This window comes from Pseudomonas sp. KBS0707 (assembly GCF_005937945.2).
GTDB lineage: Bacteria > Pseudomonadota > Gammaproteobacteria > Pseudomonadales > Pseudomonadaceae > Aquipseudomonas > Aquipseudomonas amygdali.
Window position 1 is genome coordinate 85,729 of record NZ_CP041755.1, and the last position, 17,679, is coordinate 103,407.

Consider the following 17,679-nt stretch of genomic DNA (forward strand, 5'->3'; position numbering starts at 1 on the left):
ACAACCTGGCTCGCATGATGAGCAGCAAGCCGCTTGCGCTTTGAATGTACTGACAGAGAAGCCTTGCGATGCTGAAAAAAATGATGGGGGCCTTGCGCACCCTGATGTCCGTGCCCTCCGATAATCCTCGGCTGCTGCAAGCTCAATACATCGCATTGTCCCGACAACTGCCGCTGATGTACTTCGTGCTGTTGGTCAACACCTGGGCGCTTGCCTTTACCCATTGGGCAACTGCCCCGATGTGGCTGACGTTGCTGGTACCGACAGTCCTTACCATCGGGTGCGGCATTCGCGCGCGCAAGTGGCTGCTTACGGTAAACAAGCCGCCGCCAGCTTCAAGCACTATTCTCGAGACGCTTCGCGGCACCAATAGGCTGGTGGGTATCATCTCCACCGCATTTGCGGCATGGTCTTTATCAATGTACCCCTATGGCGATGCCTATACCCAGGCGCAAGTGGCGTTTTTCATGGGCATCACCGTGATTGTGTGCATTTTCTGCATGATGCATTTGCAGTCTGCAGCCTTGATTACCGCAGTGATCGTCAACACAGCGTTCGTTATTTTCTTCGCCTCAACACACAACATCACGTTTATCGCCACGGCGGCAAATATTGTGCTGGTATCGATCGGCATGCTGATCATTCTTCGCTATCAGTACCGCGCCTTCACCAGCCTGGTGAACGCCCAGTTCAAGACTGAACAACTGAGCAACGCGAACCTGTTGTTGGCCAATCGGGACAGCCTGACCGGCCTACCTAATCGTCGGCATTTTTTCCAGACACTGGATACGGCGATGAACGAGGCACTGCTACAGCGGAGCGGGCTAGCGGTGGGTGTGCTGGATCTGGACGGGTTCAAGCCTGTCAACGACCTGTATGGCCATAGTGTCGGTGACCGGCTGCTGATGCTGGTCGCTGAACGGCTGATCAGCGCTGTCAGCGATACCGTGCAGGTATCGCGGCTGGGCGGTGACGAGTTTGCACTGCTCGTCAAGGGCGACATCAGTGACGAAGCGTTGCTGATGTTTGGCAAGCACATTTGCACGTTGATACATGAAGGTTTCGAACTCTCGGAAATACCGATCCAGATCGGCGCGACCCTGGGTTTCGCGACGTTTCCGGCTACCGCCGACAATGCCGCCCAACTGTATGAATATGCAGATTACGCCCTTTATCAAGGGAAGAACCACAACCCCGGGTCCACTTGCCTGTTTTCGGCCAGTCACCGTGAACAACTTAATGCCGATGGCGTAACCGAGCAGGCATTGCGTCGGGCGAACCTGGAGACGGAGTTTCACGTCTTGTTTCAGCCGATCATTGAAAGCTGTACACGCGAAACAGTGGCTTTCGAGGCGCTGGCACGCTGGAACAGTCCAGAACTCGGCGCGGTATCGCCTGCGCATTTCATTCCAATTGCTGAGCGGATCGGCATGATCAACGAGCTGACCGCCCCTTTGTTGACGCAGGCACTACAGCGAGCATTGTCCTGGCCGTCGCCGATCAAGCTGTCGTTCAATTTGTCGGCCCATGACTGCGCGACTTGGGAAAGCGTCAAGAAAATTGTCGAGATAATAGAGAACAGTGGTTTTGACGCCTCACGACTTGATCTGGAAATCACTGAAACGGCCGTCATGCAGGACATTGGGCAGGTTCAACAGGCGATTGCCCAGTTTCGCCAGCTAGGTTGCGGTATCTCCCTTGACGATTTTGGCACCGGTTACTCCAGTCTCAGTCAGTTGCACGCCCTAGCGCTGACCAAACTGAAGATTGCTCGCAGTTTTGTGACGAGCGTGCATGACAATCCGACCAGTTACAAGATCGTCAAGTCGCTGGTAGCCCTGAGCCTGGACATGTCGTTGGACTGCGTGATCGAGGGTGTCGAGACGCAGGACGAGCTGAATATGCTGACGAGTCTGGGCTGCACAATGGTGCAAGGCAACTTCTACAGTCCGCCGATAACGTTCGCCGAGACACTGGTGTGGATTGAAACACCGGATGACGAGCGCACGTTCGGTTAGCCGGACTCGCTCAACGTCTGGCTTTCCTAAGAGGGTGTAGACAAAATAAATTAAACTTTCACTCCCTTGTCTGAATAGCCCTCAAGCCATGCCTAAAACCGGACGTCCTCGCTCGATTGCCGCCGAGCACTATCCCGTGCTGGTGAAACTCGCTCATGCACAGCCCTATTCCAGCCAGGCCGAATTGGCGCTCGTATTCTTCGCCGAAACCGGTATCACTGCGCATCCCGACACCTTTGCAAAAGCGTTGAAAATGGCAGGGATTACGCGTGTAAAGCAGCGGGCCAAGGGAAGTTTTCAGTCACCTGAACCTAATAAAGCCTATGGCTACAATGAAACCCACCGCCGCCAACTGCCGGAGCAGCTATATCCGAGTTGCTTGACAGATACCGAGTGGGCACTGGTCGCCGACCTGTTTGAAAGCCAGGGCGGACGAGGAGTGCCACCGCTTCACTCTCGGCGCACGTTGCTGGAAGCCTGTTGCTATGTCGTACGCACGGGGTGCTCATGGCGAATGCTACCCCGCGATTTTCCTCATTGGGACAATGTCTACAAAACGTTCCGCCGGTGGAGCGCTCAAGGCAAGTTCGAGCAAATGCATGATCGCTTGCGAGCTCAATGGCGTGAGCGGGAAGAACGCGCTGACAGCCCGTCAGCAGCGATCCTGGATTCACAGTCGACCCGCAGTTCTCCTCAAGGCGGTGACAGCGGCTACGACGCAGGCAAAAAAGTGAAGGGGCGTAAACGAAGTCTGATTGTCGATACATTGGGCCTGCTGCTGGCTGTCAGTATCAGTGCTGCAAGCGTGCAGGATCGTGACGCGGCGGATGATGCGGTGGCGTACTCGAAGGAAAAATATCCGTCACTGAGCACGCTTTTTGTTGATAGTGCGTACGCAGGAAAATGGGCACAGCGCACCCATCAACTGCACGCTATCGATGTTCAAGTGATCCGTGGCCCGAATAACAGAAGAACAGGGCAATGGCACTCTGAACAAGGCGATCTATTTTCCGTGGAGCCTGTTCAGACTGGATTTGTGGTCATGCCCAAGCGATGGGTAGTGGAGCGAACTCATGCCTGGAATGAGAGAGCTCGGCGACTGATCATGCATCATGATCGCCTTTTTGCGGTAAGCGAGGCATGGGTTTGGTTGGCCGAGGCTCGAATACTCGCGCGCCGACTCACTACATGATTTTGTCTACACCCTCTTAAGCGTACAAATTTCTGCATGACGACACTTATTGGCTACGCTCGCTGCTCGACTGACAAACAGGACCTCAGCGCACAACAGGCTGCGCTCCTCGCATTAGGCGTTGCGTCTGATCGAATTTATACAGATCACGGATTAACCGGCACCCATCGCTCTAGACCAGGGCTCGATCAGGCTCTTGCTGCCGTTCGGTCTGGTGACACTCTTGTGGTTTCAAAACTCGACCGATTAGCCAGGTCAGTCCCAGATGCCCGCGACATAGCCGATGCACTGATTGCACGCGGCATAAAGTTGGCGCTTGGCTCGAGCGTGTACGACCCTACCGATCCAATGGGAAAAATGTTTTTTAACATCCTGGCTACTTTCGCCGAGTTCGAGGCTGACCTGATTCGCTTGCGCACCCGTGAAGGAATGGCCGTTGCCCGCGCTAAAGGAAAGCTGCGAGGCAAGCAGCCGAAACTCTCCATCAAACAGCAAAAGGAGTTGTGCCGAATGCATAGCTGCGGCACTTACTCCATCAGTGACCTGGCTGAACTGTTTTCGGTTTCGCGTCCTACTGTCTACCGAACGCTTGCCCGTCAGTTAGGAGCCAAAAGCGCACACCGCCTGCGCCGTGCAGAGGCCCCTTGAGCAACGATGCAACCGTCGTTTTCCATGTGTTACAATGCACTATCATTGTAATGCATGGAGGATGGCAGCATGAGTGAGGCCACATTTACGTTCCGGGTGGATGGAGTACTGAAAGACGAGTTTTCTACAGCCGCCAAGGCCCGCGACCGCAGCAGCGCGCAGCTCCTGCGGGACTTCATGCGCGAGTTCGTACAGACGCAGCGCGAAGCGTCCGAACATGAGGCTTGGTTCCGCGAGCAAGTTCAGATCGGCTTGAATTCAGCTAATGCTGGTCACCTAACTTCGGCGACCGAGGTTGAAACCAAGTTTGCGCTTAAGCGGGCAGCTACACGTCGCCGGCTTGAGGCATCCAATTGATGAAACTGTTTTGGACGCCCGAGGCAGTACAAGACCGTGACAGAATCTATGACTACATCGAGGCCGACAATCCAAGTGCGGCACTAGCCCTTGACGAGTTATTTGAAGAGCGATCTGGCCGCCTGGTCGATCATCCAGGCATAGGCAAGCCAGGCCGTATTGTTGGGACTTGCGAGTTGGTCGCCCACCGAAATTACATTCTTGTCTATGACGTGGTCGACAATGCCGTGCGAGTTTTACGTGTACTGCACGCTGCTCGGCATTGGCCACCGTCCTGATGCGCCGTCATTCTCAACTAATGTGGGCCGAGCCGGATGTAATCGGGCTGTTCTCACGCAATATGGGCTCATTCTCACTTAATGTGGGCCAAAGCGGGCCGATATTCTCAGCTAATGTGGTCCCGAAACGGGCGACGTAATCGGGTCAAGCGGTCGATGTTATCGAGCCGCTACACATAAGGCTACGGCGACCCATTGGAGCATCAGCAAGGCGTAGGGCGTAGCCGGCCAAGGACGTGCAGGAATTCATTTTCAAAGGCCACTTTTGATTCGAGGTCGCCCAACTTCTTATGGCCTTCTGCAACGCACCTCAGCAAGCTAGGCAGGTGTCCGCACTGGGGCGGCTCATTGCCGTTCGTGACCAGGTAGCCTTTGTGATACTGCGCGGCTATGTAATGTAACCCTGCGTTTCCAACGAGCGCCACCGGCGCTTATGAATAATAACAGGACCAGGCTTGCGATCAGTCACTTCGTTACCAACGTTTCTGCTCTGGGCCTCGACGACATCCGGGGCTTCAATCTGGATACGTAAATCCCCAGTCTCCTCTGAAACGCTTAGGACTTGGATCTGAATTCCATCGCCAATCATAATATTTTCACCTTCGCGGCGAGTCAGAACGAGCATACGAATTTCCTTTAATAGCAGCCACCAAGCGCTCTAGGCGCGGTAGCCGAATTTCCTATCAGACGCGTGGTGGCGTGCTGACTGTCTGCTGAAAACCGCCACCCTCCGGCAACTGGCCCGGTACCTTGAGTGCATCCCTTGCCTACACGCAACGAGCCAGAAAGGGCCCATAAACGCGAGCAAGCGGGTTTTCGATTGCAAGCCGCTACAATTCCTGTCGCCCATTAATCCAGTCCATCAGCATGAGCGCAGCGCGCCAAGGCGCAAGTGTTGAAGTATCCAGGCAAATATGGTTGATGGCATGTATGGACGCCGCATAGTTATTGTTATTTCGCAAAATATCCTCAAGGCATGTCCGACTGTTGACCTTTCTGAATGCTCGTCGGTCTTCATTCTCCGCCCTATCGAGCAGATGCTCGTTGGCAGCCGTAAGCTGAACAAAATAGGGAATCGTCTGGTATTTCTGGCACAGCACCTTCAGGGCGTCGATGTACCAGTCGTCATCAATACCACGGTAACAAAACGTTGTTACGACAACCCTGTCGTCGCATTCGAGCAACAACTCCATCGCGCTAAGCCGAAGCCTGCACGTGAACCGCTTGCAGTCCTCAAAGCTGCAGTCCGGCGGGAGCAAATTGGCGACCACGTCGAATATCAAGTGGTTGTGAAAAAGAATCGCGGATAGATGCTGCGTTAGCTCCTTGCTCACGGTCAACTTGCCAACAGCGGGCGGGCCATAGAGAAGAACCAGTTTTTTAGCATCACGTGCTTTATGGGTCGTCATCACTGAACGGTACTCGTTGTGCCCGGCTCGTAGTAGGTAATGTTAAGCGTATTGCGGGTAACAACTTCTTTGCCCGACAAACGCGTCACCTCATGCCACGTGTCCTCGTAGTGTCCGTCGCGGACTATCATGCTGGCATTGCCAACCAAAGGAAAAACGGTGTGATGGGCTTTGCAATGATCGCAAGGATCGAGAATGCGGAACAATCCACCCCAGTCTGCCTCCCAGTGTGCATTGAAATAGACGATCAAACGAAAACCGCGAGGCAGCGAAGCATCGACGTGCGGCAAGTAGTGCGCATCGCGCCCGCTGCGAAACGCAACGGCTTCCATCGGATAGTCAGTGAGATCAACTCCGCAAAACTCGGTCATGGCCGCCCGAAACGAATCAGATACAAGTTCGTTACTCATATCGACCCATGCGGCAGATAAGGTCGCTGGTTCGCGAACATGGTGCGATGCAAGTGGAATAATAGTACGTCGGTAGAAGTGGCCGCCGTTACGTTCCCGATAACTGAAACCCTCGGTCGGGAAATCGCCAGCAAGCTTATTCGCAATAGTGTCGTCACACCATATGTTGCACAGCTGTCCCCACCTGAACGGTACGTCATGTAGAGTGCCGTGTGCAATCCGTTTTAGCGCCAAGTATCCAGACACTTGGACCCTCCTTTATTACTATCAGAACCTGGGAGCTTACTGTTGCGAAACACTGCGAATTGAACTGACCAGGCGATCGGTTAACTCATCCGCTTCGGGTTCGCTGATCAAGAACGATGGCGCCAACTTCAGATGTCGATCGGCGGCCCCCACAATAACCCCCTGTCTGCGAACGGCAAGTTGGGCGCGGGTGCACGCTTGCGACGTTTCGAATGTAATCGACAACATAAGCCCTTTCCCCTGCACGCTCACGATACTGTTCGTCGTCTGCAAGTTCTCGCGAATTCCCTGCAGCAGTCGCGAACCACCCGCTGCCACTACCTCATAACTACGATGACTGTCTAGATAATCGAGAATGAACAATGCTGCACGACAGCCAAGGAGATTGCCTGACTGCGTATGCCCATGCCTGAAAAGTGGCATAGATTGCGCAGCAAAACTGTCGGTCATGTCTGCCGTCGTCACCACTGCGGTAATCGGAAAACCGCCACCAAGGCACTTGCTCAAAATGACAATATCCGGGCTAGCACCTTGGTTAATGGATTCACAAAATGCACCTGTGCGCCCTACCCCGCAATACACCTCGTCACAGATAAACGGGATATCGTACTTCTTTGCTAGCGCAGACAATTCCCGTAGGAACCCATCCGGAAACTGCCGGGTCCCGGCCATCGCCATAACAGGCTCGATGACGATTGCAGCTATGGTCGTTTCCTGTTCGGCCAGCAGCGCACGCCAGTGTGAAATATCCTCAAGGCCTGATGGAATAGGCATCGCAATCGCGTGAGCGGCAAGTAACGGCGCTGCCCCTTCATTGATGAATTCACGACGCGTGGCTATCATCGCACCCAGCGTGCAGCCGTGGTACGCACCATCAATCGCAACGACTTTGGTTCGCTGAGGGCACCCGCGGTTAATCTGATACTGCCACGCCATCTTGAGGGCGGCCTCGACACCTTCACTTCCACTCATGACGAGAAACGTATGGACAAGTCTGGCCTTCACCAGTTTGCCACTGATTCTCTCGGCAAGCGCTTCGGGGAGTACCGTATTTGAAGAAATATTACACGCATGAACGAGTGTATCAACTTGCTCCTTCACCGCCTCGATAAGCCCGAAGTGCGAGTGTCCGAGGCAATGATTATAGCTACCAGAGATACCATCAATATAGCGTCGACCCGTATCATCGTAGAGATAAACCCCCTCACCACGAACAATGCTCGGCCTGCAATCATCCATTTTCATTGGTGTGTAGGGAGGCCAATACAGTCGCGGCGTATTAGATATAGCTCTCATATTTCGTACCTGAAAGTTCTGACTTCAATTGATCGATGTTGTTGACCACCGCCGAAACCGGCGCCTTCTCCTTCTTACCTGTTCCGGACTGAAGCATTGCAGCTGACACACCAAGAAACTTGAGCATACGGGCGTGCACAACTTCTGGAGTCGCGAGCAACTCTTCGTAAGTGATCGGCAATATGTCGTGCCCGTGAAACTGGTCGCAGAATTGCGCCCGATTTACAAGATCGCGGTCAATGAAGTCGACGAGTTCATGAAGCGGAACCGACAGTTCCACATGCGGCCTCAACCTCTTATCTTCACGGCCAACGTACCAAACGTGATCGCACAGGCTTTTCTTTAGCGACACAAGTCGCTCCAGCCGGTTGCGTCGGTCGAGCAGGATTATTTTTAGGTCGCGGACATCTGCTAAGGCGCCCCACACGTTCTGGCCTGCCCAATGGGTGTCGAGATCGCGAAAGAGCACGAAACCGACGGCTTCGACATATTCGAAATACGGTCGAAATAGATGCCTTTCAAGAACCCCGGCTGCCGTCGTGTCCTGCACCGAATAAGGCAAAAGGTGCTGACCGAATCGATTAAACGCCTCACCGTGGACCTCAATACACGGATGCGAGCCAAGCAGCGTACGCAGCAGATGTGTTCCTGAACGTGGCGTAGATACGATGACAAATCGCCGATATTGCAACTGCGCTGCCATGACATTACTGTCCAAGCTGCCGCCCATCCATTTATCTTTCTCTGCCTGTGCGATCTTCGTACGAACGAGTTCAAACAGTTCAGGGGCGGTATCCCTGACGCCGAGCATTGGCGCCATGACCTCGTCGCCGCGCATCCCCCTCTCGCTCCAGCCCCGACCGCCCCTCCGATATTCGCGAACAAATTCAACAATGACCTGTTTCATGTCGTCGCTTAATGAGTAGGCGTTAAGGTCGGTCTGGATCCGCGACTTAAGCTGACTGGCGCGACACGATATCCATGAGGCCCACTGCGCCCCCGCATCTTGCTCCGGCATATGTGACATTCCCTCAGTCAAGATTGGCTACCTCGGGTACAGACCAAGTCTGTTGGTGCACCAGAATCGCATGGTGAGGACAGAAAGAGTCCTCGAAACAGGATTCGAGGCCTGGCAGGGTCGTCGACATATGAGCATCGACCATGCGACAGCTGGTCGTTTCGTATAATTAGCACCTGCCCTTTATGCAACCCAAACTTCAGAGTGTAATCGCTGTTTTCGGAGGCGAGCCGGATGAGATACGCCGCTGCGTCAATCACCCGTGCGTCCATACGACGCGAGTATTCCCAGTCAGCCGTGATATCGAGCGTGAAGCCGCCAACAATATCTCCGTCTTCGCGACGAAGAAACATCGGCCCAATGTGTTGATACTGCCTACCCGAACGCGTACTAGTAGATCGGCGCCTGAACGCATTATCGGCGAGCAAGGACCGAGCAAGATCAGGATGATCCTCGCTCAGTGCTCGAAATGCCGACACGCTATCGAACAGAATGGACTCCCCGCCGAGAGCCGCAGATTCTCTACAAAAGAGGATCGACGTCTTGATGGTGCCTATAGGTAAATAGGAACCATCGGTATGAAGCGGCACGTCTGTAGCGCCGTTGAACACGACATGGCTGCCGCTCGACAGACCTCCGACCTGGTTAATTCCCGATGATGCTATGCCTTCTGCATGCTCAAGCCGGTTGAAATCCGACTGGTACATTGGGCCCAAGCCGTAAAGTGCGGCCATGCGGTCAAAATCAGACGCATCGAATCTCCATTCCCCCGAAACGATCGCGAAACCAAACTGATCAATATGTCGACCAACCGCTGCCGTATCATCCACCTCAAGAACCTGCATTGACCATCCATTGAATCGGCTTTGCATACCTATCCCATATAAAAAAGTTAGTTTAGAAGCGCTTGCATGGATTGCCTCATGATCGAAAACCATTAATTGAGTGCTCGTTCGCTTTCGTAGGCTCCAAAGGCTAAGCACGCGAGTACCGACTCTATTTACACCCCTCTGAAATAAAGTCCCTGCTTGGTCATCACGCTGTCATGTGTCAGCTGAGCCGGTGACGGGGCATCTGATTTTTCTAGATGCTCTCCCACTGCCCCATGAATCCCTTGTCAAGATATTTTCCATAGTACGTCGCTTCCGCTATTGAATTGGGTGGAACATTCATGCCCATCAAACTAATTTCAGTCCCTGAGACCTTTATTATTAGGGCATGACCATGCTCTAGAAGGCAGGAAGTCTGTCGCACCCCTAACATGTGGTGAGCAAAAAGTGCCACAATACCTCCATGAGAAACAACAATAACCCGGCCTTGGTGATTATTTTTAATAGTATGTATTCCACGGACAAAACGCTCCAACGCTGAACGACCCGACTCCCCTCCGGATGGGGTATACTCAAGTGTTATTAACTTTCTCGATAACTCAGGATCAGCAGATATAAGAAGCTCCTTAGACTTACCGTCCAGTGCGCCCAAGTGGCGCTCCGAAAAGTCTGTGGAAACAAATCTTCTCAAGTTAACGTCAACTGTCAAAAGATTTGCGGAAACCAGTGAGCGTTTATAGTTAGAGCTATAAATAGCATCCCACTTCTCATTCTTAAGCGTTCTGGCAGTGTCCTTGAACCGATCTATCCCTACGTTATCCAGCTCAGGATCAGACTGTCCCTGAAAAACGCCAAGCAAATTTTGTGGCGTTTCACCATGTCGGATAATGACAATGATCATCGAGCGTTGTCACTTAGCATTATTATTGGATGCACAGAACTTCTATATGACGCGCAGTTATCAAAGCCTTCATTTGTGACCTCAAAAGACGACAGAGCGTTTCCCAAGGCGGCAATACGAACGTTCATGTTGCACCCCTGTGTACTATTCGCGAAATAATCTACCTATGATGTATAGAATAAGCTACTGATAAATTTTAATTTTTTCGGGAATCAGCAGCTGTTTTTTTCCGGACGCATACTAAAGGGGTAATAAATGCGCAACTGAACTAGAAAAGGTGATACCATTCATATGTCCAGCCACTTCCGCTACTCGCCAGTTTTCACCCTTTAATGAAACAATATTAGCACGTTTTAGTTCGGTTACTAGTAATCGAGTCGCCGCTCTGCGCTTTGCGGGATTCTCGGCGATAATATTCAAGTTCCTCATCCATAAGGTGTTTGATTCACCACGAGTCAAACCATCGAGTTTGTAAAGAAGTGCTTGCGCTATTTGTGCGTGACTGACAAGTGAATCTACGGGATTTATAATGTTAGGGTAATTAGCCTCGATTCCGCCAGGTAAAAAATGGGGCTCGTTATCATTAGCGACAAAAAGTTTTGATATGGCGTTGAGTGGCGAGTAAAAAATAATATCGTCGATGAATTGAGTGCGATTTTTAAAATGTAGAGAGTAACAGTTTTTCTCGGTACTATCCTTAATGGTGTCGACTTCGTGAGCGGCGGGAATGATAAACTCCAACTGCACTGTCATCGTGCCAACATTACCACCAAAAATTAAATTCGTATCCCCTTGGGAGTCCAAGCCTTGGCTTTCTTTAGTTATTTTCGCATTGATATTACGTAGATCTTCTTCAGGTTTTTTTCCGGCCCTGATAGATATTCTTCTCACCCAACAGTGATCAATACTTTTGAATCTATTCAGTAGAATATCCTGGCTTAGATTAATTGAAATTGTCAATGCGTCAATGGAGCTCAAGTGCGGTATTAGTTCGCCACTATCGTTCTTTTTTGACCAGTTGGCTGGGTAGCTAAGACTTATACTTGCGTTCGCTTCACTTTCAGTAAGATTAACATGTCTAGCACTATACTCCACATGTTTGAAACCATCACCAAAGAAACGATCTTTAGCGGGTCCCAAATGATTTTCTATAGTGCTAAAGCTAAGGTCTTGCATGGATACATTCCTTATAAACCATTGTTTACTACTTTTAAAGGTTTTCGACTGCTGAAGCTATACAGCCACCAAGTTTTAGAAAATTTGTGGCCATGTGTGGCCTTTGGGACGGATTTGGTTCCATGCAAACGTAGGTCAACGCCAAAGCTTTATTTGGCGCAGCTGACCAAACAACGCCGTACCTTTTCCGCTGAATTCAAACGCGAGGCCGCAGGCCTCGTGCTCGATCAAGGCTATAGCCACATTGAGGCCTCTCGCTCGCTGGGAGTTGTCGAGTCCGCACTGCGTCGCTGGGTTACCGACCGTGGGCTACATGACGGCCCAAGAGGCTCAGCGAGACATCAGTCATTATCTGATGCATCGCTACAACTGGATTCGGCCACACCAGTTCAATAACGGACTGGCGCCAGCTCAGTCCGAAAAAAGACTTAACGTCGTGTCCGGGATCAGTTGACCACTACAGATGCTCGTCTTTAACAGGGACAAACCGCATGCTGGGTCGGGTCACTGCCTCACAGATCAAAGCCGCCAGTTTTACCCAGGGGGGTCAATTCTAGGTTGGCGTTAGGGGGGGCATTTTTACAGTGGCGGTGACAACTGAGCTGATGAAGTCATGGGACACGTCAGTTCCATACTGCTCAGACAGAAAAGCGCGGATCTCACGCACCGTCATGCCCCGGGCGTACATGGCAATTATCTTGTCGTCGAAGCCTGTAAAACGGCGTTCGTGCTTGGGAATCAGGATCGGGGCGAAGCTACCATCGCGGTCTCTGGGGATATCCAGGCGAAGCGGCCCGTCGTCGGTCAGAACCGTCTTGCTGCTTTTGCCATTACGCTGATTGGTCGACTCCTCAGGGCGCTCCGCGCCCTGAGGGTAACCAAGGTGGTGACCCAGCTCGGCGCCTAGCGCACGCTCGATCAGAGCCTTCTTGAACGCCATGGACGCGTCTTGAATGGCTTCGGCGCTCATCGGGCCTTTAACAAACTGCTCGATCAGCTCTTGGGGAATCGAGGGCAACTCCCTCGCTGTTGCATTGGCGGACTTCTTTTTGGTCGGCATACATGCACCTCTAGCTACATGTTATGCCCGAACACAAAATTTCTGACAGTCTCGATTTTCGTGTCACTTGGGGTATACCTCAACCCGGCGTCAGGCCGCTCACCAGCCCCCTGTCAGACTAGGACGGTTTTCTGTATTTCCTGACGGATCGCCGTCAACTTCTATGACCTCAACCTGACAAAATCCACGCTAGCGAATGAAAGGGACTTCCCCGTCCCAAGGGCGCGGCGAAAGTCGCGAATCGGCATCGAAGTGCCATGATGAAGTGTCAAACCTGCATCAAAACCACAGGAGGGGAAGTCCATGCCAATTATTACCGTGGGAATCGATCTAGCCAAGGCCGTATTCGCCGTTCACGGCATCAATGAGGCTGGTAAAGCCACCTTGGTGAAGCCCAAGGTTGCGCGGGATCAACTGGTGCCATTGATCGCCCAGTTGCCCCCGTGCTTGATTGGTATGGAGGCTTGCTCAGGCGCTCATCATTGGGCGAGGGTGGGGGTATTACCTGATGGCACGCGCGACATTCTGGGTATATGGATCGAGAGCACCGAGGGTGCCAAGTTTTGGATGAAGGTGTTCAACGACCTCAAGACTCGTGGCGTTGAAGATGTTCTGATCGCCGTCACGGATGGCCTCAAAGGAATACCGGAGGCGTTGGGGGCGGTTTTTCCTGCCACGACGCTGCAAACCTGCATCGTGCATCTGATCCGCAACAGCTTGGACTATGCCGCTTGGGATAAACGTCGGGCACTGGCCAAAGCACTCAAGCCGATCTACCAGGCGATCAATGCCGATGTGGCTGAGCAAGAGCTTAACGCCTTTGAAGCGGGCCCCTGGGGCAAGCAGTATCCGACTGTAGTTGCTGCATGGCGTCGCGCCTGGGATCGGGTTATACCGTTTTTTGTTTTTCCGGCGGGCATTCGCAAAGTGGTTTACACGACCAATGCCATCGAGAGCATCAATGCCCAGTTACGCAAGATCATCAAGACTCGAGGGCACTTCCCGACCGATGAGGCTGCGACGAAACTGATATGGCTTGGGTTGCGCAACATCACCGCCAACTGGGGTCATGCGGCACACGACTGGAAAGTGGCAATGAATCAATTTGCGATCCTGTACGGAGACCGATTTACCAGACCGAGCTGGTAAAACAAGGGCCTGCCTGACGGCAGGCCCTAACCAGCCCGAACACAAAAAAACTGATACTCCCCCTTGTACAAAACACTGCGTTTTCCGTGCTTTTTGTAAGTGCTGCGGCGGGCGGCAATCTGCCAAATGACCTTGCGCCCAGCATGTTCTTCGCGCTTCTCAACCCCGGTGTAACCTGCGTCGGCGCAGACTACGTTTTCCTCGCCGTGTAGCAGTTTGGCAACCTGCGTGACGTCTGCCACATTGGCCGCTGTTACTACCACGCTGTGCACCAGGCCTGACTCGTCGTCGGCGCCGATGTGAGCCTTGGCGCCGAAATAGTACTGGTTACCTTTCTTGGTTTGATGCATCTCAGGATCGCGTTTGCCATCCTTGTTCTTGGTCGAACTGGGCGCGTGGATCAGCGTGGCATCGACGATGGTGCCTTGACGCAACGACAAGCCACGGTCGCCCAGATAACCATTAATTACGCCGAGAATCCCGGTCGCCAACTCGTGCTTTTCCAGCAGATGACGGAAGTTGAGAATCGTGGTTTCGTCTGGAATGCGCTCCAGGCTCAGGCCTGAAAACTGACGCAGGATGGTCGTCTCATACAGCGCTTCTTCCATCGCCGGATCGCTGTAGCCGAACCAGTTCTGCATCAGATGAACACGCAGCATCGCCATCAGTGGGTAGGCGGGCCGGCCACCTTCTCCTTTTGGATAATAGGGCTCAATCAGGGCAATCAAACCTTTCCAGGGCACCACCTGATCCATCTCGATCAGGAACAATTCCTTACGGGTCTGCTTGCGCTTGCCGGCATACCCGAGTTGAACGCCACAGTACGAGGTGTGGCCAGGTGATGACGGGGGCTGAACTTTAGACGTCCCCAGTCCCACAGTTCAAAGTCGATGAAAAAACGGCGTAAGGCATGCAGAAACGCTCGATGCATAGGAATTTCAAAATGCCTATGCATCAGGCTGACGCTATGACGGAGGCGTCATGCCTTCAAAGCGATGGGTAGGAAGACGCTGATGCGTTACTTATGCAGTGAAAATCCCTATCAACAAGCATTAATGCAGGTTATTTCACCGCGAAGCCTAGGTGCGGACGCACCTAGGCCCTGTCAGGGCTTCACGTACCTCATCTGCGCAATCGCCTGAGCGTTGAGGTTCAGTCCCTGCACCGTCAGCCCGCTGATTGCCGCCGTGTATACCATCCGCGCGCCACACAGCACGCAGCGGAACGCTATGGCCCCTGTTCTTCTACAACCGCTGGCTGCTCGATGCGCTGTTTCGGCTGGCGGCCGATAACCTGATCTACGCCGCCAAGCGGCGCGGTTTGCGCGTCGGGATTTAAGGGGCGCTGCACACCTATGGCCGGCGGCTCAACTGGCATCCCCACGTCCACCTGTCGGTGACCGCGGGCGGCCTGGATGAGCAGGGCGTCTGGAAAAATCTGTCGTTCCACAAAGAGGCCCTGCGGCGGCGCTGGATGTGGCTGGTGCGCGATTACCTGCTGGGACAGCCGCTTTCGCAACTGACGATGCCGCCGCCGCTGGCCCACATCCTCTGTGAAAGCGACTGGCGCCGTTTGATACTGACCGCTGGTGGCCAGCACTGGCACATCCACTTGTCGAAGAAGACGAAAAACGGCCGAAAGACCGTCAATTACCTGGGCCGCTACCTGAAAAAACCGCCCATCTCGGGCAGTCGTCTGGCGCATTACACCAACGGGGCCACGTTGAGCTTCACCTACCTGGATCACCGCACACAGACCTATCAGCAGGAAACGCTGAGCCAGGCCGACATGCTTTTCCGGGTGGTGCAGCACATCCCGGAAAAGCATTTCCGGATGATCCGGTATTTTGGTTTTCTGGCCAATCGGGTCTGCGGGCAGTACCTGCCAAAGGTCTATGAAGCACTGAAGATGGCGACGCCAGGACCGACACCGAAGCTGTATTTTGTGCAGATGGCCAAAGCCTTTCTAAACGTCGATCCGTGTCGGGCAGCGTGAACACCAGATGCTGCCAGGGGCAGTCGGGCAGACGGTTGTTTTGCACGGTGATCCACTGGTCGGTGGCCTTTTTGCCGCAGGAGGGACAGGCCCGGCAATGGCAGGTGTTGCACAGGTATTTGACGTGCGGGCAGCTGTGGTTGCCGCAGGTGTAGTGTTTGACGCCCAGTATCGAGGTGCCGCAGGCGAGCATTTTGGTGACGGACTCGACTTCGATGTCGCGTAAGCCGCCCTCCTCGAGGAGGTGTGCCCAGCACTGGTTAGCGGTGAAGAGGTTTTTGAGCGGTCGAGGTGTGTAGGCAGGACTCATCTGAAGCAGCAGCGGTGGGTAAGCAGGCTTCATGATGGTCAATAACGGGCCTCATGGCAAAGCTCAAATCGATGTTTCTGCTGCTACGCGATCGTAAGAACGGGCGATTTGCAGCCGCAGGCTGCCCTGTTCTTACTGAGGGGGCCGCTCAAAAAGGTTAGGGTAATCTTCTACAAATTGCTCTTCAGATCTGAGCATTGCTTCAATATCAGGAACTGCACCATGCTCGAATGGCGGTAGTTCAATACCATGAGCGAACGCGATTGATCTTGCGGCGAACTCTGCTTTGGCAGCACTGCCACGCCTATCTGGTGCTGCACTTGCAGCCCACCAGTGTATCCGAGCGATCAACTCGAGGGCCTCGTGCTGCTCAAGCGAAGGGTCTATCGCTTGCAAATATAATGATTCTAAATGATCCTTGATCATTGGAAGATATACTGCATCAGTGTGTGTGATCATGTTAGGGTGTGACGCCGCCATCAAATCTTTCAGGTGCCGCCGCTCATTCTTTGGCAGGCTCTTTAACCTTTCATGTATATCATCGTCATCCGCTACTGCACTTACTATCGTCATCGGAATAGTTGTACTTGAAATCGTGCCATGCTGACGATAGACCTTGGTCTCAATTCCGCCTAGATATTCTCCTTCGTATATTTCCGAATTTGCATCAGAATGATTTCTAACTCGCTCAATTACTGAGTGATACGGTCGCCTCAAAGAAGTTACGAATCTGGTATTGGGCATGCGAACAGTAGCGAAGTCGATTTTTGACGCATCGCCCGAAAGAATTCTAGATAAGCGCCATTTTGTTGCGTTTCGCCAAAGCCCATCGAAACTAGTAACTCTGCCAGACGCTATGGAGCCACCAGCAATTCGTGCTGCTTGATATAAGCTTTCACAGTATCGCTTATTTTCTTGAGTATTGCTTTTGTTGGAAATATTTAAGCCCGGCGCATCATCTGGCCAGCGCGCAGCACCGACTAGGCCAATTTCTTCTAAACTGAGCATGGAATGCTTCGCAGGACCGCGCAGGCCGCTTCTGTGACAAGCACTCGAGCTTTCTAGCCCAGCATCTAGTGATGCATCCGAGGGGCGTTCAGATGTCCTGACTGGACTGGCTGCGGAAAATTCTGATTGAGAAAATTCTTGCGAAACGTGGCTTCTACTAGGCCGGAAACAAACATTTCCCATTTTTAACCTCTGTTTCAATATATATAAAATATGAAGTATTGTTATTCTAGGTGGCATTGCAGGACGTGGAAGAACTGTACAGCAAGCGTTTCCAACAGGAAATAAGCCCTAACTTCGCCTGATTTTTCCGAATGTAGTACACATCAAGCGGTCATGCCCGATAATCGTATGACTAGAAAGTATCTACCTTCATAC

General features: G+C 52.7%; 14 protein-coding genes and 7 pseudogenes. 9 read left to right on the forward strand and 12 right to left on the reverse strand.

Translation table 11 applies throughout. The annotated features are described in order from the left end of the window. Positions 1-68: 68 nt before the first annotated feature. The 5 genes from FFH21_RS29260 (at position 69) to FFH21_RS29280 (ending at position 4,493) form a co-directional block, all read left to right on the forward strand. Positions 69-2,018 carry a bifunctional diguanylate cyclase/phosphodiesterase gene (locus tag FFH21_RS29260; protein ID WP_011282440.1) on the forward strand — a complete coding sequence of 650 codons (1,950 nt, stop codon included), beginning with the start codon at positions 69-71 and terminating at the stop codon, positions 2,016-2,018. Positions 2,019-2,106: 88 nt separating this feature from the next. Next, on the forward strand, positions 2,107-3,210 hold the full coding sequence (locus FFH21_RS29265; protein WP_004663854.1) for an IS5-like element ISPsy19 family transposase: 1,104 nt from the start codon (positions 2,107-2,109) through the stop codon (positions 3,208-3,210). Positions 3,211-3,246: 36 nt separating this feature from the next. Further along, a complete protein-coding gene (locus FFH21_RS29270; protein WP_011282455.1) occupies positions 3,247-3,858 on the forward strand; it encodes a recombinase family protein in 612 nt (203 codons plus the stop codon). A 69-nt stretch (positions 3,859-3,927) separates the two neighbouring features. After that, on the forward strand, positions 3,928-4,215 hold the full coding sequence (locus FFH21_RS29275) for a CopG family ribbon-helix-helix protein (RefSeq protein ID WP_004661624.1): 288 nt from the start codon (positions 3,928-3,930) through the stop codon (positions 4,213-4,215). Beyond that, the gene (locus tag FFH21_RS29280) at positions 4,215-4,493 is read left to right on the forward strand and encodes a type II toxin-antitoxin system mRNA interferase toxin, RelE/StbE family (protein WP_004661626.1); all 279 of its coding nucleotides are present in this window, start codon (positions 4,215-4,217) and stop codon (positions 4,491-4,493) included. The genes FFH21_RS29275 and FFH21_RS29280 overlap by 1 nt, the downstream gene beginning before the upstream one ends. A gap of 388 nt (positions 4,494-4,881) precedes the next feature. Here FFH21_RS29280 and FFH21_RS29290 read toward each other — a convergent pair whose 3' ends face one another. The 8 genes from FFH21_RS29290 to FFH21_RS29325 form a co-directional block, all read right to left on the reverse strand. Further along, positions 4,882-5,118 carry a carbon storage regulator gene (locus FFH21_RS29290; RefSeq protein ID WP_004667076.1) on the reverse strand — a complete coding sequence of 79 codons (237 nt, stop codon included), beginning with the start codon at positions 5,116-5,118 and terminating at the stop codon, positions 4,882-4,884. A gap of 205 nt (positions 5,119-5,323) precedes the next feature. Next, positions 5,324-5,902 carry an AAA family ATPase gene (locus tag FFH21_RS29295; protein WP_004661630.1) on the reverse strand — a complete coding sequence of 193 codons (579 nt, stop codon included), beginning with the start codon at positions 5,900-5,902 and terminating at the stop codon, positions 5,324-5,326. Beyond that, complete coding sequence (locus tag FFH21_RS29300) at positions 5,902-6,558, reverse strand: 2OG-Fe(II) oxygenase (protein WP_007247578.1); 657 nt, start codon at positions 6,556-6,558, stop codon at positions 5,902-5,904. Before FFH21_RS29300 ends, FFH21_RS29295 begins: the two co-directional genes overlap by 1 nt. 36 nt (positions 6,559-6,594) lie before the next feature. Continuing rightward, positions 6,595-7,797, reverse strand: coding sequence for an aspartate aminotransferase family protein (locus tag FFH21_RS29305; RefSeq protein WP_081002653.1), 1,203 nt, complete (start codon positions 7,795-7,797; stop codon positions 6,595-6,597). Between the two features lie 40 nt (positions 7,798-7,837). Next, the gene (locus FFH21_RS29310; RefSeq protein ID WP_004661635.1) at positions 7,838-8,872 is read right to left on the reverse strand and encodes a sulfotransferase domain-containing protein; all 1,035 of its coding nucleotides are present in this window, start codon (positions 8,870-8,872) and stop codon (positions 7,838-7,840) included. Between the two features lie 17 nt (positions 8,873-8,889). Continuing rightward, positions 8,890-9,717, reverse strand: a complete 828-nt coding sequence (locus tag FFH21_RS29315; RefSeq protein WP_003381339.1) for a TauD/TfdA family dioxygenase — start codon at positions 9,715-9,717, stop codon at positions 8,890-8,892. Between the two features lie 238 nt (positions 9,718-9,955). Next, a complete protein-coding gene (locus FFH21_RS29320; RefSeq protein WP_004667074.1) occupies positions 9,956-10,603 on the reverse strand; it encodes a histidine phosphatase family protein in 648 nt (215 codons plus the stop codon). Between the two features lie 240 nt (positions 10,604-10,843). Continuing rightward, a complete protein-coding gene (locus FFH21_RS29325; RefSeq protein ID WP_011282454.1) occupies positions 10,844-11,779 on the reverse strand; it encodes an AvrD family protein in 936 nt (311 codons plus the stop codon). Positions 11,780-11,941: 162 nt separating this feature from the next. Between FFH21_RS29325 and FFH21_RS31255 the strand changes: the two are divergent. Together FFH21_RS31255 and FFH21_RS29335 are read left to right on the forward strand one after the other, a co-directional pair. Beyond that, positions 11,942-12,076 (forward strand): annotated as a pseudogene (locus FFH21_RS31255) (transposase); the annotation flags it as partial. Next, a pseudogene (locus FFH21_RS29335) lies at positions 12,075-12,233 on the forward strand (IS3 family transposase); the annotation flags it as partial. The pseudogenes FFH21_RS31255 and FFH21_RS29335, both read left to right, overlap by 2 nt. Positions 12,234-12,374: 141 nt before the next feature. Here the strand turns inward: FFH21_RS29335 and FFH21_RS29340 are convergent. Continuing rightward, a pseudogene (locus tag FFH21_RS29340) lies at positions 12,375-12,839 on the reverse strand (IS256 family transposase); the annotation flags it as partial. Positions 12,840-13,331: 492 nt separating this feature from the next. On the opposite strand from FFH21_RS29340, the pseudogene FFH21_RS29345 reads away from it, so the two are divergent. Next, positions 13,332-13,988 (forward strand): annotated as a pseudogene (locus FFH21_RS29345) (IS256-like element ISPsy17 family transposase); the annotation flags it as partial. Between the two features lie 62 nt (positions 13,989-14,050). On the opposite strand, the pseudogene FFH21_RS29355 reads toward FFH21_RS29345, so the two are convergent. Continuing rightward, positions 14,051-14,758, reverse strand: a pseudogene (locus FFH21_RS29355) (IS5-like element ISPsy2 family transposase); the annotation flags it as partial. Between the two features lie 451 nt (positions 14,759-15,209). Between FFH21_RS29355 and FFH21_RS29365 the strand changes: the two are divergent. Continuing rightward, positions 15,210-15,968: pseudogene (locus FFH21_RS29365) on the forward strand (transposase); the annotation flags it as partial. On the opposite strand, the pseudogene FFH21_RS29370 reads toward FFH21_RS29365, so the two are convergent. Continuing rightward, positions 15,967-16,326, reverse strand: a pseudogene (locus tag FFH21_RS29370) (transposase zinc-binding domain-containing protein); the annotation flags it as partial. The pseudogenes FFH21_RS29365 and FFH21_RS29370 overlap by 2 nt on opposite strands. Positions 16,327-16,425: 99 nt before the next feature. After that, positions 16,426-17,541: a XopAH/AvrB family type III secretion system effector gene (gene xopAH / locus FFH21_RS29380; protein WP_032491256.1), complete on the reverse strand. Its 1,116-nt coding sequence runs from the start codon at positions 17,539-17,541 to the stop codon at positions 16,426-16,428. Positions 17,542-17,679: the final 138 nt, after the last annotated feature.